The organism is Allomuricauda sp. ANG21 (assembly GCF_040705235.1).
Lineage (GTDB): Bacteria > Bacteroidota > Bacteroidia > Flavobacteriales > Flavobacteriaceae > Flagellimonas > Flagellimonas marina.
This window is the reverse complement of sequence record NZ_JBFCVT010000003.1, coordinates 1-25434: the sequence shown is the minus strand read 5'-3', so window position 1 is coordinate 25434 and position 25434 is coordinate 1. Positions and strand designations below refer to the sequence as shown.

The 25434-nt window shown below is 42.1% G+C and carries 24 protein-coding genes; 18 read left to right on the top strand and 6 right to left on the bottom strand.

All coding sequences use genetic code 11. The annotated features are described in order from the left end of the window. Positions 1-56: 56 nt before the first annotated feature. The 4 genes from AB1A65_RS06905 (at position 57) to AB1A65_RS06890 (ending at position 3706) form a co-directional block, all read left to right on the top strand. Positions 57-596, top strand: a complete 540-nt coding sequence (locus AB1A65_RS06905; protein ID WP_366587138.1) for a DUF6515 family protein — start codon at positions 57-59, stop codon at positions 594-596. Positions 597-930: 334 nt separating this feature from the next. Next, positions 931-2121 carry a tRNA 2-thiouridine(34) synthase MnmA gene (mnmA, locus tag AB1A65_RS06900; protein WP_366587136.1) on the top strand — a complete coding sequence of 397 codons (1191 nt, stop codon included), beginning with the start codon at positions 931-933 and terminating at the stop codon, positions 2119-2121. 126 nt (positions 2122-2247) lie between these two features. Beyond that, positions 2248-3189 (top strand): nitronate monooxygenase, encoded by a 942-nt coding sequence (locus AB1A65_RS06895; protein WP_366587135.1) that lies wholly within the window; start codon positions 2248-2250, stop codon positions 3187-3189. A 46-nt stretch (positions 3190-3235) separates the two neighbouring features. Continuing rightward, positions 3236-3706, top strand: coding sequence for a hypothetical protein (locus tag AB1A65_RS06890; protein WP_366587133.1), 471 nt, complete (start codon positions 3236-3238; stop codon positions 3704-3706). Here AB1A65_RS06890 and AB1A65_RS06885 read toward each other — a convergent pair. The 6 genes from AB1A65_RS06885 to AB1A65_RS06860 are packed head-to-tail and all read right to left on the bottom strand — an operon-like array spanning position 3703 to position 9868. Beyond that, positions 3703-5037: a DUF58 domain-containing protein gene (locus AB1A65_RS06885; protein ID WP_366587131.1), complete on the bottom strand. Its 1335-nt coding sequence runs from the start codon at positions 5035-5037 to the stop codon at positions 3703-3705. The two genes, AB1A65_RS06890 and AB1A65_RS06885, sit on opposite strands and share 4 nt — an antisense overlap. Positions 5038-5041: 4 nt before the next feature. Beyond that, positions 5042-6040: a MoxR family ATPase gene (locus AB1A65_RS06880; RefSeq protein ID WP_366587129.1), complete on the bottom strand. Its 999-nt coding sequence runs from the start codon at positions 6038-6040 to the stop codon at positions 5042-5044. A 2-nt stretch (positions 6041-6042) separates the two neighbouring features. Next, entirely contained in the window at positions 6043-7254 is a 1212-nt protein-coding gene (locus tag AB1A65_RS06875; protein WP_366587127.1) for a DUF4350 domain-containing protein, read from the bottom strand. 1 nt (position 7255) lies between these two features. After that, a complete protein-coding gene (locus AB1A65_RS06870) occupies positions 7256-7984 on the bottom strand; it encodes a hypothetical protein (protein ID WP_366587125.1) in 729 nt (242 codons plus the stop codon). Further along, positions 7981-8919 carry a hypothetical protein gene (locus AB1A65_RS06865; protein ID WP_366587123.1) on the bottom strand — a complete coding sequence of 313 codons (939 nt, stop codon included), beginning with the start codon at positions 8917-8919 and terminating at the stop codon, positions 7981-7983. The genes AB1A65_RS06870 and AB1A65_RS06865 overlap by 4 nt, the downstream gene beginning before the upstream one ends. Then, a complete protein-coding gene (locus tag AB1A65_RS06860; RefSeq protein ID WP_366587121.1) occupies positions 8909-9868 on the bottom strand; it encodes a stage II sporulation protein M in 960 nt (319 codons plus the stop codon). The genes AB1A65_RS06865 and AB1A65_RS06860 overlap by 11 nt, the downstream gene beginning before the upstream one ends. A 34-nt stretch (positions 9869-9902) precedes the next feature. Here AB1A65_RS06860 and AB1A65_RS06855 point away from each other — a divergent pair, with 34 nt between their 5' ends. The 14 genes from AB1A65_RS06855 to AB1A65_RS06790 all read left to right on the top strand — a co-directional run. Next, entirely contained in the window at positions 9903-10628 is a 726-nt protein-coding gene (locus tag AB1A65_RS06855; protein ID WP_366587119.1) for an RDD family protein, read from the top strand. Between the two features lie 3 nt (positions 10629-10631). Further along, a complete protein-coding gene (locus AB1A65_RS06850; RefSeq protein ID WP_366587117.1) occupies positions 10632-11252 on the top strand; it encodes a trimeric intracellular cation channel family protein in 621 nt (206 codons plus the stop codon). Between the two features lie 192 nt (positions 11253-11444). Beyond that, positions 11445-12590, top strand: a complete 1146-nt coding sequence (locus AB1A65_RS06845) for a hypothetical protein (RefSeq protein ID WP_366587115.1) — start codon at positions 11445-11447, stop codon at positions 12588-12590. Between the two features lie 12 nt (positions 12591-12602). After that, positions 12603-13088 carry a hypothetical protein gene (locus AB1A65_RS06840; protein WP_366587113.1) on the top strand — a complete coding sequence of 162 codons (486 nt, stop codon included), beginning with the start codon at positions 12603-12605 and terminating at the stop codon, positions 13086-13088. A 257-nt stretch (positions 13089-13345) separates the two neighbouring features. Continuing rightward, on the top strand, positions 13346-13918 hold the full coding sequence (locus tag AB1A65_RS06835) for an RNA polymerase sigma-70 factor (protein ID WP_366587110.1): 573 nt from the start codon (positions 13346-13348) through the stop codon (positions 13916-13918). A gap of 186 nt (positions 13919-14104) precedes the next feature. Beyond that, positions 14105-15268: a FecR domain-containing protein gene (locus AB1A65_RS06830; RefSeq protein WP_366587107.1), complete on the top strand. Its 1164-nt coding sequence runs from the start codon at positions 14105-14107 to the stop codon at positions 15266-15268. Positions 15269-15350: 82 nt separating this feature from the next. Next, positions 15351-18722, top strand: coding sequence for a TonB-dependent receptor (locus AB1A65_RS06825; protein WP_366587105.1), 3372 nt, complete (start codon positions 15351-15353; stop codon positions 18720-18722). 10 nt (positions 18723-18732) lie between these two features. After that, positions 18733-20361, top strand: coding sequence for a RagB/SusD family nutrient uptake outer membrane protein (locus AB1A65_RS06820; RefSeq protein ID WP_366587102.1), 1629 nt, complete (start codon positions 18733-18735; stop codon positions 20359-20361). Beyond that, on the top strand, positions 20339-21013 hold the full coding sequence (locus AB1A65_RS06815) for a YhcH/YjgK/YiaL family protein (RefSeq protein WP_366587100.1): 675 nt from the start codon (positions 20339-20341) through the stop codon (positions 21011-21013). Before AB1A65_RS06820 ends, AB1A65_RS06815 begins: the two co-directional genes overlap by 23 nt. Positions 21014-21057: 44 nt before the next feature. Beyond that, on the top strand, positions 21058-22023 hold the full coding sequence (locus AB1A65_RS06810) for an RraA family protein (RefSeq protein WP_366587098.1): 966 nt from the start codon (positions 21058-21060) through the stop codon (positions 22021-22023). A gap of 7 nt (positions 22024-22030) precedes the next feature. Further along, positions 22031-22531: a nuclear transport factor 2 family protein gene (locus AB1A65_RS06805; RefSeq protein WP_366587096.1), complete on the top strand. Its 501-nt coding sequence runs from the start codon at positions 22031-22033 to the stop codon at positions 22529-22531. A gap of 36 nt (positions 22532-22567) precedes the next feature. Next, positions 22568-23668 carry a bile acid:sodium symporter family protein gene (locus AB1A65_RS06800; RefSeq protein WP_366587094.1) on the top strand — a complete coding sequence of 367 codons (1101 nt, stop codon included), beginning with the start codon at positions 22568-22570 and terminating at the stop codon, positions 23666-23668. Between the two features lie 125 nt (positions 23669-23793). After that, on the top strand, positions 23794-24840 hold the full coding sequence (locus tag AB1A65_RS06795) for a sugar kinase (RefSeq protein WP_366587091.1): 1047 nt from the start codon (positions 23794-23796) through the stop codon (positions 24838-24840). A 12-nt stretch (positions 24841-24852) separates the two neighbouring features. Further along, on the top strand, positions 24853-25434 hold a 582-nt coding region (locus AB1A65_RS06790; RefSeq protein WP_366587089.1), incomplete at its 3' end, for a bifunctional 4-hydroxy-2-oxoglutarate aldolase/2-dehydro-3-deoxy-phosphogluconate aldolase.

Sequence of the window (25434 nt, the reverse complement as noted above, 5' to 3'; positions counted from 1 at the left end):
TAAACCTTTCAATTTTTTGAAGGTCTTAACCGTATATGATCCTAAATTTTAATAGTATGAAGCATCTACATTTAGTATTGCTCCTTTTTGCTTTTTTATCCGTGGGTTCCGTAGAGTACGTTGAGGCCCAGGTCACCCGGCATGAAAAACGTGTCATTAAGCGTAAGGTGCGTCGTCATAACCGTCGAGTGGTTCGAAGAACGTTACGACGTTTACCAGCCAACACCCGCCCAATTGTTTATCGAAGAATCTCGTACTATCCGGTTGGTGGAATGTACTACGTACAACGAAAGGGTGTTTACGTAAGAACTTTTCCACCAAGAGGTTTCCGTTTAAGGGCATTACCTGTTACCGCAATTGTTTTAACGGTTCGAGGTGTTCCATATCGCTATGCGGATGGCGTGTTTTATCGTGAGGTCAATGGAGAATATGAGGTTTCCGAAACACCTATTGGCGCTGTCGTAAAAGAACTTCCGCAAGATGCCGAGGAAATCAACTTTGACGGTATTTCTGCCTACGAACTTAATGATGCTGTCTATAGGGCCGTGGAAGATGGTTATGAAATCATCGATATCTTGGAAGAGGAAGAAAATTAGGAATAATCACTAAACAAAAAAACTCCCTCAAGTTGTTGGGGGAGTTTTCCATTTGTAGGTATAGTTTGGAAAGATTTGGGACTTCAAAGATGTGGCATTGTGGTTGGTAAAAAAATTAATAGTTGTCAAAACGGGGTTTTTTGTATGGTAAAAGGAACCCTTTTGATGTGTCATCGACGAACGGTAATCTCCATCGATGAAAGGCCACCAAAAATTGGTTTTTCAATGCGCTCTTCTGTGGAACTTCAACCTGCTTTGTAAGGTATGCTCCAAACTATGGACTACATACGGTCACTAAACATATTTTGTATTTTTGTACCCATAATCAAGAACGATGAAAAAGGTTGTTGTAGGACTATCGGGAGGAGTGGATTCCAGTGTCACTGCTTATCTTTTAAAAGAGCAGGGATACGAGGTGATTGGCCTTTTTATGAAGAATTGGGTGGATGATTCCGTCATCATTTCCGAAGAATGCCCTTGGGTGGAGGATAGCAATGATGCCTTGATCGTGGCCGAGAAACTTGGGATTCCTTTTCAAACCGTTGATTTAAGTGCCGAATACAAAGAGCGTATTGTGGACTACATGTTCAGTGAATATGAAAAGGGGAGGACACCCAACCCAGATGTGCTTTGCAATCGCGAAATAAAATTCGATGTCTTCCTGAAAATTGCCCTGCAATTAGGCGCGGATTATGTGGCCACAGGTCATTATTGTAGAAAAGGGACCATCAAAAATGAAGATGGTTCTGAAACCTATCAATTGTTGGCAGGAGTGGACAAGAACAAGGATCAATCCTATTTTCTGTGTCAATTGTCGCAAGAGCAGTTATCCAAAGCCTTGTTTCCTATAGGTGATTTGACCAAACCTGAGGTACGAAAGATTGCCGCTGAAAATGATTTGATCACGGCGGACAAAAAGGATTCCCAAGGACTTTGTTTTGTGGGAAAGGTACATTTGCCGGAATTCTTACAACAAAAGTTGAGTCCCAAAAAAGGCGTTATTGTGGAAGTGCCCACGGATGCTTCACAATTCTTAGTAACGGTTCCTGCTTTTCAAAATAAACGGGAAGAATTGGCTTTCAATGCTGAAAAACCGTTGTATTCCCAAACGGATGGAAAAGTGGTAGGGGAGCACCAAGGAGCTCATTATTTTACTATCGGACAGCGAAAAGGACTCAATGTGGGTGGAACCAAGGAGCCTTTGTTCGTCATTGATACCGATGTGGAGAAAAACATCATCTATACCGGTCAGGGAAAACTACACCCTGGATTGTATCGCCATACCCTTTTTGTTACCGATGATGAACTGCATTGGGTACGCCCCGATTTGGCCTTAAAAGTAGATGAAACCTTGGAGGTAATGGCCCGAATTCGGTACAGACAACCGCTACAACCCGCTACGCTCTATAAAATTGAAAATGGGTTGTATGTGGACTTTAAGGAAAAACAATCCGCCATTACGGAGGGTCAGTTTGTGGCTTGGTATATGGATGATGAATTAGTGGGTTCTGGGGTAATTTCATAGCTTCTTAGTATCTTTCGTTATTCTGAATTTGGGCGACAGGCAAGCTATTTCAGAATCTTTTAGCCTATTATTTTTATTTTGATGTGAAGCTGGAACAAGTTCAGTTTGACAATTATTTACTATTTCATGCAAAACAGAATCACACAACTATTCGGAATACAATATCCCATCATTCAGGCAGGGATGGTCTGGGCCAGTGGTTGGCGTTTGGCCTCCGCCGTTTCCAATGCAGGTGGATTGGGCTTATTGGGCGCGGGCAGCATGTATCCTGAAGTCCTTCAAGAACACATCGAAAAATGCAAAAAAGCCACGGACAACCCTTTTGGGGTGAACGTTCCCATGCTCTACCCAGATATTGACCGTTTGATGCAGATTATTGTGGATTCCGGGGTGAAAATTGTGTTCACTTCCGCTGGAAATCCCAAAGCATGGACCTCCTTTTTGAAAGAAAAGGGTATTACCGTAGTGCATGTGGTGAGCAGCGTAAAATTTGCACTAAAAGCCCAAGAAGCTGGTGTGGATGCAATTGTTGCCGAAGGCTTTGAAGCTGGGGGACACAACGGACGGGATGAGACCACCACCATGGTTTTGATTCCTTCGGTGAAGGAAAAAATCAGTGTTCCGTTGATTGCGGCTGGTGGCATTGCCACGGGTAGGGCCATGTTGGCGGCCATGGTGCTTGGTGCCGATGGCGTTCAGGTAGGGAGCCGATTTGTGGCCAGCCCAGAAGCATCGTCACATCAACTTTTTAAACAACGTGTAGTCGATGCAAAGGAAGGGGATACCCACCTTACGCTGAAGGAATTAGCCCCTGTCCGACTTCTAAAAAACAAATTCTATCAAGATGTTCAAGCAGCGTATGCCAGAGGTGCATCGGTTGAGGAATTAAAAACGTTGTTAGGAAGGGCACGGGCCAAAAAAGGGATGTTTGAGGGTGATATGGAAGAAGGGGAACTGGAAATTGGACAAGTTTCCGGACTGATACATGATATTACCCCAGCCGCCGAAATTGTCCAAAACCTGATGTCGGAGTTCAAGTTGGCCAAAAAAGAAGCGGAAGACCTGTAGACTTTGGGATGTAACTCAGTAACTTTTCATACATTTAGCTCGCGCAATGAGAATGCTAATCCCCACACTGGTACTTTTTATGCTCGCATCCTATTGTCATGGACAATTGGAGCGGGACAAAGCTCTTCACTTTTTGGGTGGAAACCTCTTTGGCCTTGCCGGAGCGGGAATTGCAAAACAGGCTTCGGACGGGAATCGTATCTGGACCTTTGTAGGCTCGGTAGCTGGCAGTGCTTTGATTGGGGTTGCCAAAGAAGCAGTGGACGCAGGACAGCGTGAAAACGGTTGGGATAACGATGATTTGGCCGCTACGGTACTGGGCGGTGTTACGGTTGGTGTTACCATTGACCTCTTCTCAAAGAAAAAGGACAAAAAAAGACTCCGGGGCAATTATACCCAAAATGATAGGCATAATTTTGATTTTCGATTGAAAAAGAACACTGGGAAACTGGTGTTGGAAGCCGCTCCTGTATCGCTGAGTTCCCTTGGGTTTTCGTATCAAATGCTCGAAGATTAGATAAGCCCTCTCGCTTTTATCTCCAAATATTTATTGATGGTGTTGATGGTCAAATTCTCAGGCTTGCTCAAGATGGTTTGTATGCCGTGCTTTCGTAATTCGTTCACAATGAGCTTTTTTTCATAAATGAATTTCTCCGCAATGGTCTGCTCAAAGATTTGATGAACCGTATTCGCTTTTTTATCTGCGAATTCATTGAGTTCGGTATTTTCAAAAAAGATGACTACCAATAAATGCTGCTTGGCCATGGCCACCAAATAGGGGAGTTGGCGATGGAGTGCATCCAAAGTTTCAAAATTGGTGTATAGCAGCAATAAGCTCCGTTGGTTGAGATTGCGTTTCACATCAATATACAATCTACTGAAATCGCTCTCAATAAAATTGGTGTCCAGATTGTAGAGCGTTTCCAAAATCAGGTTCATTTGAGAGCTCCTGCGTTCGGCCACCACCCGATTTTCAATCTTGTTGCTAAAAGAGAACATTCCCGCCTTGTCGTGCTTTTTTAGGGCTATGTTGCTGATGACCAAGGTGGCATTGATGGCATAATCCAATAGGCTCAACCCATTGAACGGCATCTTCATGACCCTTCCCTTATCAATTACGGAGTAAATGGGTTGTGATTTCTCATCTTGGTATTGGTTGACCATGAGTTGCCCCCGTTTGGCCGTGGCCTTCCAGTTGATGTTTCGGATGTCATCACCCAGAACATAATCCTTGATTTGTTCAAATTCCATGGTATGGCCAATCCGACGGATTTTCTTTAGCCCGTATTCATGTAACCGATTGGTAAAGGCAATCAAATCATACTTCTGCAATTGCAGAAAGGAAGGATAAACAGGTACTTCCTGGGCTTGGTCAAACGTATATTTTTTGGCCAAAAAGCCAATTGGGGAAACTGCAAAAACATTCAAACTTCCAAAGGAATAGACACCTCGCTCTGTTGGTCTTAACTGATAATCGTACACTTTGTTCCCACCGCTGGCAATCTTGCTGACCAACCCAAAATCCCGTTTTTGAAATTGAAACGGAATTTCATCAATAAGTTTCACTGTTACTGTAAACAGGTAGGTGTTTGCTACATTTAACTGGATTGGATTGTCATCACCATTGGAAAGTTTGTCCGGTACTACACGTTTACCTTCAATTTTTCCTTTCGAGGCAAAAAGTAGGAGCAAATCAACAATAAAAAGCAGTACAAAAACATAGAACAGCACTTTTAGGGCACCATACAGATTCGGGACCATATAGGAGACCACAAAGCCCACAATGAGGGCCACCAGCACTATAAAGAACCGTTTTTGAAGATATATGGGCTTAAAGAACCGTTTCACTTGCTTACCTAGGAATTTCGATACTGTCCACTATTTGATTCACCACCTGTGCCGAGGTCAATCCTTCCATTTCCCGTTCAGGGGTTAATATGATTCTGTGCCCCAAAACCGGACCTGCCACTTTTTTAATGTCATCCGGGGTGATAAAGTCCCTACCGTTCATGGCGGCTAATGCCTTAGATGCGTCCATTATGGCGATGGATGCCCTTGGCGATGCCCCTAAATACAGATTGGCATTGGTTCGGGTATTGTCCACAATGGATGCAATATATTTGAGCAGGTTTTTTTCCACAATTATTTCCTTTATGGTCTTTTGGTAATCTGCTATCTGTTGTGCAGAAAGTAGGCTGTTCACCAAATCTTCCTCAATCTTGGTTTTCTGCTCATGCTTGCTCTCCAAAATCTGAATTTCCTCTTCCAAGGAGGGATAGTTCACATTGATTTTGAACAAGAAACGGTCCAATTGGGCTTCGGGCAGTCTGTAGGTGCCCTCTTGCTCAATGGGGTTTTGTGTAGCGAATACCAAGAAAGGCGGTTCCATGGCATATTCCGTCCCATCCATGGTGATTTGACGTTCCGCCATGGCCTCAAAAAGAGCGGCCTGGGTCTTGGCCGGGGCGCGATTGATCTCATCAATCAAAATTATGTTGGAAAACAATGGGCCCTTTTTAAACTCAAACTCAGAAGTTTTTACGTTAAAAATTGAGGTACCCAAAATATCGCTGGGCATTAAATCTGGAGTGAACTGGATTCGGCTGAAATCCACACTCATGGTCTTGGCCAATAATTTGGCGGTCACCGTTTTGGCCACTCCGGGCACGCCTTCAATGAGGGAATGCCCATTGGCCAAAATTGAAATGATGAGCAATTCTATCATGTCTTGCTGGCCAATGATTACTTTTGCTAATTCAGATTTAATACCAGAAACGGCCTCCTGCAATTGGGTCAGGTCAATCCGGCTATTGAATTGTAAAGCGTCGTCCTGTTGTTCGTTTTCTTCCATATTTACTGCTTAAATGCGGTTATTCTTTTATTGAGTTCTATGCTGTCTTGTTCGGTATGGGCGGTTTTTTGCTTAAGAGTCACGATATAGTCTATCAACTTTTTGGTTTCCCCCATTTCTTTTCCAGCTCTGGAGGCCAGCACTTGAATGGTCTTTTCATCGAGTTGGGAGGTGTCAATTTGATATCGGTTTCTTAAATAGGCCAAAAAATAGTTCAATTTTTTATGAATGAGGTCTGTATAGTCCTTATTTTGATGGTATAGGGATCCAACGGCCTGGGCAAACTCCACCGAGGAATTCTTTAGAGGTTCTATCACTGGAATGATGCGTTGTTCCCGTTTTCCCCGGAAAAGTACGAACAACAAAATACCCAAAATGGTAAGATAATAGGTCCATTTTAGGGCGGGTTGCGTAAGTACAAAACGCATGGGCGAGTTGATGATGATGCGTCCGGATTTTTTGTAATTGTCCCAATAGAGAAGGCCTTCATTTTGCAGATACGAAAAAGTATGGGTCACATAATCTTGGTTTCCTTTGAGCATGTAGTAGTTGGAATAGGCCTGTGGGGTACTGCTCAGAATAAAATGCCCTTTTCCGAATTTTGTTTTGATGAAGTTGGGCTTGGTGACGGTAACTTCTGGCTGGTTTTCCAAAAAGTTTTCCTTGGTATAGGTGATATGCCCCAGAATGGTGGTGTTGGTGGAGTCCACACTGGTAAAATGCGAATTGAAAACACCTCTGGACAGTTCAAATTCTTCTGTATTGAATTGGTTATGGGTCAAATTTAGGACAGCGGTACCCTCCTTGAGGTTGTAATCCGATTCTATGGAGATATTCAGGGTGTCGAGCAGTGGCCATCCGAATCCGGTAGCTGAAATAAAAACGGAGTTTCCTTGCTCAACATATTTCAAAAGCTGATGGGTTTCCTGTTCATCCAAATCGATGTACTCGTTGATGAAGATATAATTGGAATTCAAAGTGGAATCCCTGCCGACCATAAGATCATACACACTTTTATCCACCGTTTCAATGGTGTCATCAGGAAAAATGGAGGGAAGTTCGTTATAAAGGACGTAGCACCCAAACGGGATTTTATCGGTTGAGGTGTAGGAAGGCCTCCAGTTTATGGGTTTTGGCCTGGCAATTTCGGTGATGATGATGACTACCACGACCAAGGCAAAAAGCGCAATGACTAGTTTCGATTTCCGGTCCATGTCATCGCTGAATTAAATTGTTCAAAGTGGTGAAACGGGAACTTGTTTTGGCATACCCAACCTCGTCAACGGGTTGTTCCCCGTACCAAATATTCTCGTAGAGATAGGAGGCGTTTTTAAACGCCACCTGAAGATTGCCGTGTTTTATTTCCCGTTCGTAATCCACATTGGTTTTTTCAAAATGCCATTCAATGAGGTTCTTTTGGGAAAGCAGTTTCAGGATTTTTAAAAATTGATACCGCACCGCAAGCCGGTAATCTTTGTTTTTTAAAGCATCATTCATCAAGGCATCCAAATCCAAGGATTCAATATGTTGTTCCGATAAATCGATGTCAACAATAGACTTGGCCTTTTTGGTAAATAGGGCATTGAATTTTTCATTGACAAACACCCGAATCAGCAGGAAAATAACCAAGGCTCCCATAAGCCCATACAAACTGAATTCTAAAAATACCAATGTACTTGGTGGAATATCAATTCCAAAAGCTCCAAAAAGTTTTTGAAGAAGTTCCAAAAGCCATTGTATAAAGCGCCATAAAAGGTTTGCTGATTCCCCAGTTTTTGCGTCGTAGTCAAAATCGTCTCCTGTATATTTTTTGCTGAGGTCTTCTTGAATTTCACGCTCAGTCAGGGCGGAGCCTTCATCAATGGGAATTGCAATGGAATCGTTCTGGGCAAACGAGACCGAAACCCAAAGTAAAAAAAGTATGATGAAATTTGATCTGATCACTGTTCGGATTGCCCTATTTGTTCAATTTTACTTCGTGTGTTGATATTATAGGTCTTCTCATGCAGGGTGTAGAAAAGAATTCCATTGATAAACTGTGACAAACATTGGGCATAAACCATTAAAATGAGCAATGCGCACAAACCAAGGGTATAGACAACTGTGGATACAATACCTCCCACATCCACATTATTTTCCACTACGTGGAAGGTGTAAATACCAATCAATATCCCCGGAATTATGAGCACAATAAACATGAGCAACCCATTAAGCAGGCCTAGAATGAAGTTGACCCCAACAGATTTCCAGAAGTTTTTGCTCACCAGATTCCACCCTTCGCCAAAAGCATCGGTTACACCTTTATTTTCGCTCAACATGCTGTAAAAGGAAACCCCAATCCATGCCGTTAGGAAAAATTGAATGATATATTGTGCAAACATCCCCAGCAATGGAATAAAGGCAAAAATTATGGAAGCAATAAAAAATAGAAGGTAAATCGGTATCAAGAGCAAAATAAAGACCACAGTGTTGCCAAGTTTTTCCTTGGTAAGGTTCCAAACTTCGGTTTTAGTGAAACCTATGCCTTTATGCTCATCGTATTTGATCATATAAGAAGAACTGAGACTAAAATTCAGTCCGGCAACCATTAGGAAAATCAAGAAAAAGAGAATTCCTCCGGCAATGATATAAATCCAATAGGTCTCATCATCGGTTTGCCCTGCATCAATACCATATAAAGCTGAATTGGTTGATATCATGCCCACAAATCCACTGACCAATAAATAACTGGTAATCAGTAGGCCAATAAGGAAAATGCCGTTGTAACTGAGAAAAACATTGGTGAACTTTTTGATGTTCTGCTTTAAGAAATCAAAATACGCGGTGAGGATATCACCAAAATCGCGATTGATTCGAAGTTCAATGTATTTATCTTTCATAAGATCGGTTTAGTAAGATTGGATATAGAATGTAATAATAGGCGATAAGAAATAACGACCCTCCGATAATCAAAAAGGCGAGCCAATCGGGCATTGAAGCATAACGGGTTATGAATCCCTCAATAAATCCGGCAATGATGAAAAAGGGAATGGTGCTCACCACCACTTTTAAACCATCTTTGGCCCCTTTCATAAAGGAAACCCGTCTTGAAAAGGTCTTGGGAAATAAAATACTGTTGCCCATGATGAGTCCAGCGCAGCCCGCAATGATGATTACCGAAATTTCGATGGTGCCGTGCAGCCAGATTTGTCGGTTGGCCTCGAAAAAGACCCCTTTTGTATAGAAAAAGGTAATGAATGCCCCTAGCATTACCCCATTGCTAAATAGAATATAAGCTGTTCCAATACTTGTAATCACCCCAAAAGCAAAGGCCAAAAAGGCTACGCGGATATTGTTGATGGTGATTCCCAAAAACGTACCCACTTCGCTTCCACTTTTGTAAATGGCTGTGGGTTCGCCATTGGCAATATTGTTCAAGGTCTCATTTACATAGGCATCTCCCAGAATAAGACGCACGAACGAAGAATCGTTCAAGGCTGAAATGCAACCAATGGCCGAGGCCACGATAAAAATCAAGAAAGCTATAAGCAGTGTCTTGTGATATTGCCTGAAAAAGAGCGGAAATTCCCGTACCCAAAACGAAACGATTCGGTTCCCGGACTCTTTTTTGTTCTTATAAATTTTTTGATGCGCTTGGGAAGCCAATGAGTTCAAGTACAATAAAGTCTTGCTTTCTGCGTAATACGTCTGTGCGTAGGCCAAATCGTTTGTGAGTTGGATGTAGCCATCAACAAGAGCATCTGGATCGGTATGGTTACCAAATGAGATTGCTTTTTCAAAAGCAATCCATTTTTCCTTATTTTGTTTCACAAAGGCAGCTTCGCGCATAAGTGGAAATTCCTAAAGCTAAAATTACGGTTATATGGGTAACCTCCAAATCAATACAACGCAAAATGTCAACTTAGATTATAAGATTGTCAGTATTGGTGAACGTATTGTGGCATTTTTAATAGATGGCTTCATTCTGTACATGTATGCCTTCTTGGTCAATCTTATTGGTGATGCTATCGGGTATGTGTACGAAGATGCGTGGACCCAACGCGGGCTTGTGGCCCTTATTTTTCTGCCTGCCATGTTCTATTCCCTTTTAATGCACAGCCTTTTTAATGGCCAGACCGTGGGCAAGATGTTGATGAAGATGCGGGTAGTCCGTTTGGATGGTACCCCTGTTCATTGGAGCAATCTGTTGGTGCGATGGATGCTTCGCTTGGTGGATATCTGGATTTTTTTGGGTTCTATTGGAATCTTGAGTATTCTATTTTCAGAGAGAAGACAACGGGTGGGTGATGCCGCCGCAGGTACGGTGGTCATTAGTACTAAAAAGAAGACCAAAGTTTCGCACACTATTTTGGAAGAAATCAATGAGGAATACGTACCGCAGTTTACCAATGTGACCTTACTCTCAGACAAAGATGTCCGTTTGATTAAGGAAACCTTTTATATCGCCAAAAAAAGTGGGGATTTTAAAACCCTGACCGCGCTTCGAGTGAAGGTTGAGAGTATTCTCCAGACCAATTCAAAACTCTACGATGTTCCTTATTTGGATACCGTATTGAAGGATTACAATTATTTCACCCAAAAAATGTAGACAATGCTTTATCAAATTATAGATATTTTGGGTACGGTGGCTTTTGCCATTTCAGGGGTTTTGGTGGCCATGGAAAAGAAATTGGATTTGTTCGGGGTGCTTATCATTGCCTTTGTAACAGCCATTGGTGGAGGAACCCTTCGCGATCTTCTCATTGGTAATACGCCAGTGACATGGATGATGGACATCACCTATATGATCACCATATTTATTGCAGTGGTTTTTGCGGTCATTTTTGTGAACCAGTTGAAATATGTAAGACGTTCATTATTTCTATTCGATACAATTGGGATTGGTCTTTATACCATGGTAGGTGTAGAAAAAGGACTTCAGGCCGAATTGTTGCCCGTTGTGTGCATTGCTTTGGGAACCATGACCGCATGTTTTGGGGGCGTAATCAGGGATATGCTTTGCAATGAAATTCCAATTATCTTTCGACGAACAGAAATTTATGCTACTACCTGTATTTTGGGAGGTGCAAGCTATTTTCTGCTTACGTGGCTTTCAGTACCTGAGAAATATGCTTATCTCTCGGCCATTGTTGTGGTTATCGTAATGCGGACTTTGGCCGTTCGGTTTGGGATACGATTGCCCAACATTTATAAACGAGAAGCACAGGGGTAAATAAATTCACTTTAGGTTAATCCATTATTAACCTCATTAATCCTTTGTTAATCTTTTTTACCTCGCCGTTAGTCCACGGGTGTGATTTATAGCTATACTTTGGCCTCCAAGTTTAGCAATCTTCATGAAGTATGTAATATAAAGGCCGCTCTCATGGGTCGGCCTTCTTTTAGAACAACCAATCACATCAAAATGAAATCTCAAAGAACACTTTATCTATTAATTTTTATTGCAGTCATCTTTTTAGGAATCAGCACCTCCAATGCACAAGGTTGTGTGGCCATTCGTCATTTTTCATCTTGCGTAGGGAACACTTTGGAAAGCAATCTTTTGGGTCCGGGGGACATTCAAATAGGCTCCAATTATCGTTATTTTAAATCATTCCGACACTTTAGGGGCACCCATGAAGAACCGGATAGGGTTGCCAATGGGTCTGAGGTCATTAACCATAACCATTCGTGGGATTTCTTCCTGACCTATGGAATAACCGATAGGTTATATACCAGTATCACCATTCCTACGGTGATCAATACGCGGTCTTCGCTTTATGAGCATGGTCGCGAAGAACGAAATGTTACCTATTCACGTGGTTTGGCTGATATCCGAGTTGGAGTGGGCTATTGGCTTTTTGATTTGGAAAAACATCAAAATGGAAACTTGGCCGTTGGCTTGGGTCTAAAACTGCCCACAGGAAACTGGAATGCTTCCGATATTTTTTACAATGTAGGTCCAGAGGGAGGCCCACAAGTAAGACCGGTTGACCAAAGTATCCAGCCAGGGGATGGAGGCTTTGGAATAACCGTTGATTTTCAATTTTACCAAAAAATAGCCGAGAAATTGTTCGCTTACGGGGGTGGATTTTATTTGATCAACCCAAGGGAAACCAACGGAACAAGAACCTTTAGGGAAACCTTGAGTCCAATTCTTCAGAACGAGGCCATCATGGCCGTTCCGGACCAGTTTTCTGTTCGTGCGGGTGTTAGTCAAAGTTTCTCCAATACAATTTCTGGTTCATTGGGCGCGAGATATGAAGGTGTTCCTGTTAAGGACCTTATTGGAGGCAATGAAGGATTTAGAAGACCTGGGAATGTTTTGTCAATAGACCCTGGGATTGCCTTTATAAAGGATAATTTTTCAATCAACTTGAACGTACCTTTTGCTGTTCGAAGAGATCGTCCACAAAGTGTTACGGATAAACAAACGGAAGAAGCCACTGGTAACCCAAGGAACGGGGACGCGGCTTTTGCAGATTATCTCATTAATCTTGGGGTTTCTTTTCGCTTTCCCAATAAAAAAGTAAAAGTGGACCCAGAGCTAATGAACCAATTTAGCAACTAATTCATTACAGGTATGAAACAGCCCGCCAGAAACAGCCTTCTAGCAATTTCCATCGGACTGGTTTATCTATGGTTTGGGGCCTTAAAATTTTTTCCAGATCTAAGTCCAGCCGAAGGTTTGGCCAAGAGTACGGTACATGTTTTAACGTTCGGATTGATCCCAGATGGTGTCGCCCTTATTCTTCTGGCGCTTTGGGAAACATGGATTGGGATTTTTTTGGTGTTCAATGTTGCGCGAAAAACAGTCGTGTTAATGGCTTTGGTGCATATCATTTTCACATTTACCCCGCTTGTATTTTTTCCAGATCAGATGTTCAGCGGTGGAATGCCTTTCTTGACATTGTTAGGGCAGTATATTATCAAGAACTTGATTATTATAGCTGCCCTATTTTCAATGCTCAATGTGGATTTAGAATCCATTAAGTTCAAATTAAAAAGATTTCAACATCCCTTATCTAGTGTAATTCTAAAGCTTGGTTCTAGCCATAAAGAATCCTAAAAAATAGTATTGCACTGTTCTGTAAACTCTATTTTCGATTCTGTTACGACAGAACAGATTTTGGCTTACCCTTAAAATTATTGAAACTTTCCGGAGTGATAAAGAAAGTTTATCACTGAGTTCATATTGCATAATTAAGCTTTTCGAAATCGATTTCGTAAATAATTTTAATATCACAAAAAAGTAGGAATATTATTATCAAATTATTGTTTATAAAATAAAATATTTAGATTTATGGCAATATCAACCAAAAACCAATGCCAGAAAACGACCAAGAGTTGCTCTCTCGTCTTAAAAAAGGCGACGTGCTTGCATATGAGGAAATCTACTCTAAATATGCAGAAAGACTCTTTTTTTATGCGATGAATATTTTTAAACAGCAAGAGCTTTGTGAAGATATTCTTCAAAACGTTTTTATCCATCTGTGGGAAAAAAGAAAAGAGCATAACATTACACACCTTAAAGCCTACTTACATCAAGCGGTAAAATTTCAAATTTTTAAAATGCTTCGCAATCAACGCTTCACCCATGAAGATTTAACACGATTGAATATAGTTGATGCCTCTTTGAATGCTTCCCGAAAAATGGAATTTGATGAATTGGAATCATTGGTAAAAAACTTGGTAAACAATCTTAGTCCTAGGTGTAGGGAGATTTTTATTATGAGCAGATTTGAAGAAAAGTCAAATAAGCAGATTGCAGAAGAACTGGGTTTATCCATACAATCAGTTAAGAATCAAATAAGCAAGGCGCTCAAATTATTAAAAGAACAGATCTCTCCCGAGCAGTTGGCCATATACCAGCTTATACTTTTTATTTTCTTCATTTAACCGCATACTCTCTTTATCGTTTCGTAACATCGTTGGTTGTCAATATGACTTTCTAGGAGCGATAATATTACTATTGCTTTAATTATTTATATAAAAAAATGATAAATAATTAAAAAAGGACGGGTACTTTTTCAAATGTTTTGGTACTAAGGTACTATATGGGCAATCCCAGATAAGTACAACTACATGAAATACCTTAATAAAAAGCAGGCTAAGAGCTTATTTAAAAAGTACCTTAAAGGACAATGTACTCCCGAAGAGGAAGAGCTCTTGGAAAGCTTTTTACAGTCGTATCAAGATGATTCTAATATCTGGTCCGATCTGGATTTTAATGAAGCCATAAAGGAAAGGGTTTGGGAAAAGTTGAAAAACCAAGCTGTTCCAGAGCGTAAATCTACGGTGAGAAAGATATACTCCAGTTCTTGGATCAAATATGCTGCCGTTGTTATTGGGTTGACGGTTGCTCTGATTTCCTACTTCAATTACAATGACATAGATGGGGAACTACTGAAAATTGACGAAGAAATGATTGTTCTGCAAACCGGCAATGGGAAGAATAATCTAAACGAAAATGCAGCTGGAGAAATAACGAATGAATCAGGAAAGGTTATTGCCTCCCAACGTAAGGGGGTTCTTAGCTACAAAAAAGACAGTACACTCAAAGAACTTGTGTATAACGAAATAAAGGTGCCTAGGGGAAAGACCTTTAAGCTAATTCTTTCAGATGGAACTTGGGTCCATCTAAATGCAGGTACAAGTTTGCGATTTCCAGTCAATTTTTTACCTGGTGCAAACAGGGAGGTGTTCTTGCTTGGGGAAGCCTATTTTGAAGTGGCCAGAGATGAACAGTCTCCTTTTATTGTCCAGGCCAATGACATGGAGGTTGAGGTACTGGGCACCCATTTTAATGTGAGCTCTTATGAGGGCTCTAATCATCACACTGTTTTGGTAGAAGGAAGTGTTCAAGTGAACAATAAAACTGCCAAGACCCTCAATTTTGAGCCTCTGGTAATAAAGCCAGGGCAAAAGGCCTCTTTGGTTCCTGAAGGATTAAACATAAACGAGGTGGATGTTAAGGATTATATTGGTTGGACACAGGACCTGCTGATTTTCAATGATGATTCATTTACGGAGATCATACAAAAAATTGAACGGAGATATAATGTTGAGGTAGAAAACAACTATTCAGAGTTGAACGATTCTCGCTTTCATGGCAAGTTTAGTGAAGAGTCTATCATAGACTTAATGAACACGTTTAAGGAAAGTGCAAATTTTGATTACCTGATCAACGATGGAAAAATAATAATAAACAAAAAAGAGAATGCCTATGGTGATATGAACAAAAACTAAAAATCGGGAAGTGGTGCAACACTTCCCGACAAGGATTGATTTTAATAGAAATGTTACTAACTAATCAAAACCATTCAAAATTATGCAAAAAATAGATTGGTTTCCAGACTTTCTGGGAAATATTCTTAATAAGAACCGAACTATGAAGCTCTCATTTCTTCTTTTGGTATGTGCTTTGCTAAATGTACAAGCAAACTCATTCTCCCAAAATACCAAAATAGATTTAGAAGTAGAAAATGAGACCATTCAAAACGTACTTGAGGAAATAGAATCCAAAAGTAATTTTACATTTTTTTACAGAAGCGGAGAAATTAATGAAGGTAGGACTGTTTCCCTCAAGGTAAGGAACAAACCTATTTCTGAAATACTAGACCTTATTTTTAAAGGGCAATACGTAAGCTACTCCGTGGTCAAGAACCAAATTGTGCTAAAAAGAGGAGGCCCACCCATTAAAAAAATTCCAGTTCAAGAAAAGATCTCCAATGATTTGCTGTTGGATGCAAAGATTGTTCAGCAAACTGTTACTGGTACTATTGTGGACAATCAAGGAATTCCTATACCCGGGGCCAACGTTGTTGAAAAGAACACAACAAATGGAACGGCCGCAGATTTCGATGGCAATTACTCCTTGCAAATCTCAGGACCCGAATCAATATTAGTGTTCACTTCCATAGGATACGCCAGTCAAGAGATTCCTGTTGGAGTATCAACCACTATTGATGTTGTAATGCGGGAAGATTCCCAAGCCTTGGATGAAGTTGTGGTTGTGGGGTATGGAACACAAAAACGTAGAGACGTTACTGGTTCGGTTGCTTCTGTAAGCACCGAAGATATAGCCGATATCCCCATGACATCCATTGAAGGAGGGATAGTTGGACGTATACCCGGATTGGATGTAGTGCCCTCTGGGGCAGGACCTGGAGCTTCAACCCAAATACAGTTGAGGGGCCAGCGCTCTTTTACAGCAACCAATGATCCATTGATTATATTGGATGGGTCACCTTATTATGGAACTTTGAATGACATCAACCCTTATGATATTGAGAGCGTGGATGTATTGAAAGATGCTTCATCTACAGCAATTTATGGGGCAAGGGGGGCCAATGGTGTAATTATCATTACAACCAAGCGAGGTGCCACTGGAGCTCCAAGGTTTATTTTTGAAAGTTATGGAGGTCCCATCATGGCCTATGGAACCATTCCCTATGCCAATGGTCCGCAATATGCCGAGATTGCAAGAGAAGCATACAGGGCAATTGGGGATTATCCTGAAGGTGGAACCAGCGCCGAGTTTGATGAAATTATATTCGATGAAATAGAAATAGAGAGTCTTAGACAAGGAGGCAATGGTCTAAACTATCAAGATTTACTATACGAACATGGGTTTCAGCAGAAACACCAGTTAACCGTGAGCGGTGGGTCTGAAAAGGTAAAATATAATTTTTCAGGAAGCTATTTCCAGCAAGATGGAATAATTCCTGGCGAAAACTTTGACCGATACAGCATGCGGACAAATTTGGATTTTACTTTTTCACCTATCTTCAGTGGGGGAGCATCAATTTTACTGAATCACTCCTACAATAAAAGGAAGTCCAGCGCAGCATTGTTCCAAGCATTTCAGTCAAGTCCGCTGGGTAAGTTGTACGAGGATGATGGAACTCCAAGATTTACAGCTACTGCAGATGGTTTATTGTTGAATCCATTGGCAGATTATATATATGACTCCTACCGATGGGACAATAAAAGTTGGGGAGCTATTTTAAACGTATTTGGGGAAGCGAAGATAACTCCAGATTTAACGTATAGGTTAAATCTTGGGACAAACTTCAAATTAAGGACCATAAAAGAATCGGCAGGGTTTTATTCACTTGCTAGAAACCTTGGTACGGCAACGGCTCAGGTAGATAATACTGTAGATAACCTGTTGTTATACGAAAGTATACTTACCTATAATAAGCAGTTCAATGAAAAACACCAATTAACCGTAACTGCAATACAAGGAGTCCAAACCACCAGATTAGAGACTAGTGACGCCGGGGTGAGTGATCTTCCGTATGAGGAATCTAGATACCATAATTTGGGCAGTGCTACCTTGGTGAATTCGGTTGGTTCAAATTTGATAGAAACCAATCTGTTATCCTATGCAGGTAGAATATTTTATGGATATGACAGCAAGTATCTATTGACCTTGTCCCTCCGGGCAGACGGGGCATCCCAATTTTCACCGAACCATAAATGGGGATACTTTCCTTCGGCAGCATTTGCCTATAGGATATCAGATGAGGGTTTTATGAAGAGCACTGAAAATTGGTTGGATGATTTGAAGTTGAGGTTGAGTTATGGTGTTACTGGTAACCAAGGGATTAGCCCTTACCAAACCCAAGGTGGTGCTGATAGGAGTGCTTATTCGTGGAATGAGTCACCAGGCTTTGGGTATTATCCCACAGAATTGGAAAATAGAAACCTAAAATGGGAAACCACGGCTGTTTATAACTTCGGGGTTGATTTCAGGCTCTTCGGGGGCAGGCTCTCAGGAAGTGTTGATATGTACAATACAAACACCTACGACCTCCTTATGTTCCGAAAACTCCCAATTACCTCGGGGTATGATCAAGTACTTCAAAATGTCGGAAAAACAAAGAACAAAGGTTTTGAACTTTCCTTGAATTCTGTGAATATATCAACTGAGGAATTTAGTTGGAGAACGGACTTGACATTCTTCCGAAACAATACCGAAATAGATGAACTTTATAATGGTAAAGTTGATGATATTGGTAATAGATGGTTCATAGGTGAGCCTATAGAAGTTTTTTATGACTTTAAAAAGATTGGTATATGGCAACAAAATGAAAGTGCAGAGGCCGCAAGCTATGGTCAGGAGCCTGGCCAAATAAAAGTTTTGGATGTTGATAATGACGGCGCCATTACCGATGCGGACAGAATGGTATTGGGAAGTCCTCAGCCAGATTTTGTGAGCAACATTACAAATACCTTCAATTACAAGAACTTTGACCTTTCTTTTCAGACCTATATACGTTGGGGGGGTATGTCCTCAATAGGCCCTTTTGCACCTTTTTCCAAGAAGCGTTACAATAAGTTGGTTTTTGATTATTGGACACCTACAAATCCAACCAATAATTACCCGAGACCCAATCAATTGTATGAAGGAAGTGGTTTGTACGGAAGTACGCTAACCTACAGGGACGCGAGCTTGATAAGTCTTAGACAGATTTCTCTAGGATACCGTTTCCCGGCCTCGTTGATTGAGAAAACACCCCTTTCAGGGTTGAGACTCTATTTGTCCGGTGAGAATTTGGCATACTGGACAAAATCCGAAATGCGGGATTTTAACATGAAGCCCGATTTGACCGGAGATGTTGTGGATGGAACAAGGACAATATCCTCTTATCCTGCTACAAGAACAGTTATTCTCGGTCTAAACATTCAATTCTAAAAATATAGTTATGAAAAGACATATAAATATAGTTCTGTTCGTTGTGATTACTGCAATTATAGGTAGTTGTTCTAGTGATTTTCTCGATGAAGAGAAAATTGTATCACCACCCATCAATTCATACTTCACAACCGAGAAGGGATTTAATGACCTTGTCAATTCCAATTATACATTCACACGGACTCTGTTCGCTGGTGGAAACAATTTTGCACCATTGGTGTTTTTCGGAACTGACCTCTGGACCAATGGATCAGATGGAACATTCATTGAGTTTAATGCTTACAACTCTGGAATACAGCCGGCCAATCCAGTGCTTTGGAATTTATGGTCTCCGTTTTATCAAGGGATCGCGGCCTGCAATGCCGCTATTTCAAGAGCGGGAGCTGTGGAGGAAATGCCTGAAAGTGCGGTCAATCAAAAAGTTGCTGAGTCCTATTTTTTAAGGGCCTGGTACTACCATATTTTGGTGATGCACTTTGGTGGATTGCCTTTGGTGACAGAAGAAGTTACTGATGTGGTAACAACGGCTACAAGGGCTTCGGAAGCTGAGGTGTACAATCAGATTGTACAGGATTTATTGTTTGCAGAGCAACATCTACCTGATACACAAGATGAATTTGGTCGAGTCACTAGGCCTGCCGCCCAGGCTTTGCTGGCTAGAGTGTACCTTACTTTGAACCAGAATGATATGGCTGCAGAATATGCGGAAAAAGTAATCAATGATTATGGTTTTTCACTGCTCGATGATTATTCACGCCTGTGGGACGTAGATAATAGAGTGAACTCTGAAGTGATTTGGTCTATTCAATTCTCTCAGGATGAAAGACTTAATGGAAGTGGAAATGCCTATTTCCTATACTTTACACCCAGGTACGATCTTCAGCCCGGAATGACTAGGGCCCTAGAGAATGACCGACCTTGGCCTCGTTTTGTAGCAACCCGATACTATTTTGACCTTTTGGCTTCCAACCGTGAAAACGACTCAAGATTTGCTAAGTCTTGGAAGACAGCTTGGATAGCAAATAATGAGTCCACTCTTGTTGGCAATATGCAAATTGGAGATACTGCTTTTATTTACGTTCCTTGGGATATTCCAGATAGTGAAGAAGCTGAACTGGAGCAGAAATACGGTGTTTTTGATATCAATGATTTATATGATGGTGAAAATCCAACTGGTTCTAGAGAGCTTTTTCCGCATATGCGAAAATACAAAGACCCATTAAGACCATCCATAAATAGTGGAGTTGGAACCAAGAACGTAATAGAAATACGTTTGGCGGAAATGTACTTGATTGCTGCAGAGGCACAGATGAAGGAGGGAAATCTGCCCGAAGCAGTCGACCATATCAATACGATTAGGCACCGAGCTGCATGGCCAGGGAAAGAGGTTGATATGGAGATTACAGAGGCGGATTTGGATATTGACTTTATCCTAGATGAAAGGGCATTGGAATTGGGAGCAGAAAGGTTAAGATGGGCCGATTTAAAGCGGACTGGAAAACTCATTGAGAGAGTTCAATTATATAACACTCTCGGGAGAGACAATGTTGAGCAAAAACACCTGCTCCGGCCTATTCCGAGTAACATGATAGATCGACTTACCAATCGGGAAGAATTTGAACAAAATCCTGGGTACTAACCTTTACAGTAGATCTATTATGATGAATTTAATGGAACCCTTTGCAAAAAGGGTTCCAATACTCATCCTGTTTGTTTTGTGTTCCATAGGAACAAATTCACAGAGTATTGGAACCCCATGCAATAAGGAAAATGTATCTGATTGGTACAAGAGCAAGGTTTGGTTGGGCGGCTTACAGTTAAAGCCCCATAAATCAATTGATAAAGAAGAACTGGCCCGCCAGTATTGTGAAAATTCCAATTGGTGGGACCAAGCATTTGAGTTCTTGAATTCGCACAATCTTGAGGACCTGGAAACAGGGAGGTATATCATTGATGAAGGAAATGTTATGGCTTATGTTTCAGAAGGGCCTACAAAAGATATTGGTGAAATAGAATGGGAGACCCACCAGAATTTTAATGATCTACAGTATGTGGTAAAGGGCAAGGCAGGTATGGGTGTTGCTTCGTTGAACAATGCAGAATACAGCTCAACTGTGGCGTACAATCCAAAAAGGGATGTAGAAAACTACAATGTGGAGAATGGAAAATTTTATGTGGCAAAACCAGGTACGTTCTTCATTTTTTCACCAAGAGATATTCATCGCCCTGCCTTTAGGAAAAAGGGTCATGACACAATAAAGAAGATTTTGATCAAAGTAAGGGTTCCATAAAACCAAGAAATAAACATATTAAGATATTAATTAAAACAAATATTATGAAAAGAGTATTTATATCATGTATTGCTATTGTATGCACTGTATTTGGATTGCAATCACAAAATGTAGTTTGGCAACCAGAAACGATAAAAGCGTTGACTTCTGAATGGGAAGGTGAACGAACATCAGATGGTAGGCCCAAAGTATCAGATGAGTTACTGGAGAGACTTAAGGCGCTGTCCATGGAAGAAGTTTGGGGTACTCTAAGAAGAAATGGGTACAATAATCAATTTGAAAATTTTGCCAGCCCTTTTGAAAATGGCTGGGAAATTTTACATCCAGGTCAGGTCATGACAGGTCGTGTAGTAACTGCTCAGTTCATGCCCCTCCGAAATGATTTTAATACCTATATCCAAGAAAAGGCAAAGAAGGAGGGGACCAAAACCCCGGTAACCAATTATGCGCCAATTCTAAAGTTAATGGATGGTGACGTGTATGTGGCAGATAGTTATGGTAAAATGGTTGATGGAACTTTGATAGGCGACAATTTGGGCAATGCAATCTATAAGGCTGGTAAGCGAGGGGTTATATTCAATGGATCGGTTCGAGATGTTGAAGGTCTTTCCCAAATTAAAGGATTCAATGCGTGGATTCGCGGTTCTGATCCATCTGCTATCAAAGAAATGATGATAGAATCAGTGAATGGTCCAATTCGTATCGGTAGAGTAACCGTCTTACCTGGTGATGTGGTATTGGCTAAGTCCACAGGGGTAAGTTTTATTCCACCACATTTAGTCCAAAAGGTCGTTATTTCTGGTGAATTTACCGCACTTCAAGATGAGTTCAATAGATTTTGCATGCGTACCAATAAATATGAGTATGTCAATGAAAGATTTGTTGTGGACGATGAGGTTTTCGAAAAGGATTTTAAGGAGTGGTTGGATAAATATCCAAATCTACCCATGTCTAAAGCCGAATTGGATACTTTTTTGAAAGAGAGGGAAGAAAGAAGAAATGATGGATAATTGCTCTATGGAAACTGTCAATGGGATAAAATATCAAATAATCATTTGTCTGGTATTTGTTGCTGTATCCTGTAATACAAAACCAGAAAAGCAAGAAACCGTTAATGCGAGCAGTACCAATGTGATCCAAAAATTTTCAGTTTCTGAAGAGGATGTAAAAAAAGTAGTAATTAAGTTCAACAACGCCATGGTAAATGCAGATAGTATCCAATTGGTTGATTTAACCTCAGAGGATTTAACATATGGCCATTCAAGTGGACTTGTACAGAACAAAAGGGAGTTTTTGGATGATGTGGTTAACGGTCCTTTCAATTTTTCCATGATTAACAATCCATTGCAAAGTGTTCACTTGTTTGATGACACGGCAATCGTAAGACATGTTTTTGAAGCAAAGGCAACCAATAATGGAGAGCTTGTTGACATTCGCATTGGTAACATTCAAGTGTACAAGCAAAATGAAGAAGGAAAATGGCAATTACTGGCACGTCAAGCATACAAATTGCAATAATAACTTCTGTGGTGAACTAATTTATAACTATATATTTTGAGTAAAATTAACATACATAGTATTTCATTGGCGCTTGCAGGGCTGATATTGTCTGCATTTATACTTATGGCGTGGACTGGTAACTTAGATAGGGCTGGACTCCTGTTAACTGGGTTTTTTGTATTGCTCGCTATTGGTTTTAATGGTTATAGAGAATTTAAGGGGTACATATTTGCCGCAATGATTTTTGCCGGGGTTGTGCTCGCCTTATACTGGCCACAGTATTTTGTGAAGATCGGTAATTTTAAGCTTACCGTACTGATCATACCCTTGATCCAGATCATTATGTTTGGTATGGGCACCTCAATGAGCATCAAGGATTTTGCGGAGATTATAAAATCTCCAAAAGGTGTCCTTGTGGGAGTTTCGGCCCAGCTGGCCATAATGCCCTTGGTGGGGTTTGCCCTTGCTGATGTAAGTGGACTCCCCCCAGAGATTGCAGCAGGAATCGTGTTGATAGGCTGTTCCCCCAGTGGTGTAGCTTCAAACGTAATGGCATATTTGGCAAAGGCGAACCTGGCCCTTTCCATTACCATAACATCCATAGCTACACTATTGGCACCCTTTGTTACTCCGTTATTGATGAAACTATTGGCTGGGCAGTTCGTGGAAATAGATGTACTCGCCATGATGTGGAGCATCATCAAGATGATCATACTGCCCATTGGGGCCGGTCTCTTGTTCAACCACCTGCTGCATGGCCGTACAAAGTGGCTGGACAAGGTCATGCCCTTGATATCAATGTTGGCCATAGGTTTGATAATAATCGTAATTACGGCCGCTGGCCGTGACAGTCTGTTAGATATTGGAGGATTGTTATTGCTGCTTGTCCTCGCTCATAACCTTTTTGGATACTTTCTAGGATATTGTTTTGCACGTTTGGTGGGGATGGATGAGCGTGATGCCCGCACTATATCCATAGAAGTGGGCATGCAGAACGGCGGACTTGCCTCGGGAATTGCCAATACGTTGGGAAAAATAGCTACCATGGGACTTGCACCTGCGGTTTTTGGACCGCTGATGAATATTACGGGCTCCATACTGGCGTCTTATTGGCATAAAAAAGTTCCAAATGATGATTTAATCAATAAAGAATAAAGAAAATAGTTGTTGTGTTAGTTTAGTTATCCAGTGAAGAACGTACTGCATTTTAGGTGCGTTCTTCTTTTTTACCAACAACGATTAAATATTGATATTTTTACAACCATTAAACAATATAGAAGATGAATAAAGTAGTGACCTTCGGAGAGATCATGCTGCGCTTGGCCCCTCCGGGATTTTTAAGGTTCTCGCAGGCGAACAGTTTTGATGTGGTGTACGGTGGTGGGGAGTCCAATGTGGCGGTGTCCCTGGCCAATTATGGGGTCCCGGTGGACTTTGTGACCCGTCTGCCGAAGAACGATATCGGGGAATGTGCCCTGATGGAGATGCGCAAGCGGGGCGTGGGCACGGACCGGATAGTGTTCGGGGGCGACCGTCTGGGCATCTATTTTCTGGAGACCGGAGCGGTGAGCCGTGGGAGCAAGGTTGTCTACGACAGGGCCCATTCGGCCATGGCGGAGATCGCCCCGGGAATGGTGGACTGGAAGAAGGTCTTTGGGGGGGCGCAGTGGTTCCATTGGACGGGGATCACACCTGCCATCTCACAGGGAGCTGCCGATGCTTGCATAGAGGCCGTTAAGGTGGCCCGAAAGATGGGCGTGACCATATCAACGGACCTGAACTACAGGGCCAAGCTCTGGAAGTACTGCGATGATGCCAAACGGGAGGAGATCATGAGCGAGCTGACCTCACATTGCGATATTGTCCTAGGGAACGAGGAGGACGCGGAGAAGCACTTTGGCATCAAGCCGGAGGGGCTCGACATCACCACCCAGGGCGAGCATGTGAAGGCCGAGGCCTTCCTGTCCGTCTGTAAACAGATGATGGAGAGGTTCCCCAATGCCAAGAAAGTGATAACCACCCTTAGAGGGTCACTTTCGGCCTCGCACAACACCTGGGCGGGGGTGCTCTATGATGGAAAGGAACTCTATAAATCAAGGGAGTACCAGATCACCCACATTGTGGACCGAGTTGGTGGTGGGGACTCCTTTATGGGGGGATTGATCTATGGACTGATCAAGTACCCGGGGGACGACCAGAACGCACTGGACTTTGCGGTGGCCGCTTCCTGTCTGAAGCACACCATAAAGGGCGATGTCAACCTGGTGGGCGTGGACGAAGTGGAAAAATTGATGGGGGGCGACGCCTCTGGAAGGGTATCACGGTAAAAACGGAAGAAAATGGCAAGATATACACGGATTGAAGTAATTAACGCAATGTTCGAAACAGGAATGGTGCCCTTGTTCTACCACCCCGATGTCGGGGTGGGAAAGAAGGTGCTGAGGGCCTGTTACGATGGCGGTGCCCGACTGATGGAGTTCACCTCCCGGGGCGACTTCGCCCATGAGGTGTTCACGGAGCTCAACAGATATGCGCTAAAGGAACTCCCTGGGATGATGATGGGGGTGGGTTCGGTGACCGATGCAGCTTCGGCCTCGCTCTACATGCAGTTGGGTGCTAACTTTGTGGTGACGGCCTCGCTGAGGGAGGACGTGGCGGTTGTCTGCAACCGCAGGAAGGTTCCCTATAGCCCGGGCTGTGGCTCGTTGACGGAAATAGCAAGGGCGGAGGAACTGGGCTGTGAGATCGTGAAGCTTTTCCCCGGCTCAACGTACGGGCCGGGATTCGTGAAGGCCATAAAGGGCCCACAGCCATGGACGAGCATCATGCCCACTGGGGGTGTGAGCACCGATGGGGACAAACTGAAGGGCTGGATCGATGCGGGGGTGGCCTGCGTTGGACTGGGCTCGCAACTGATCGGC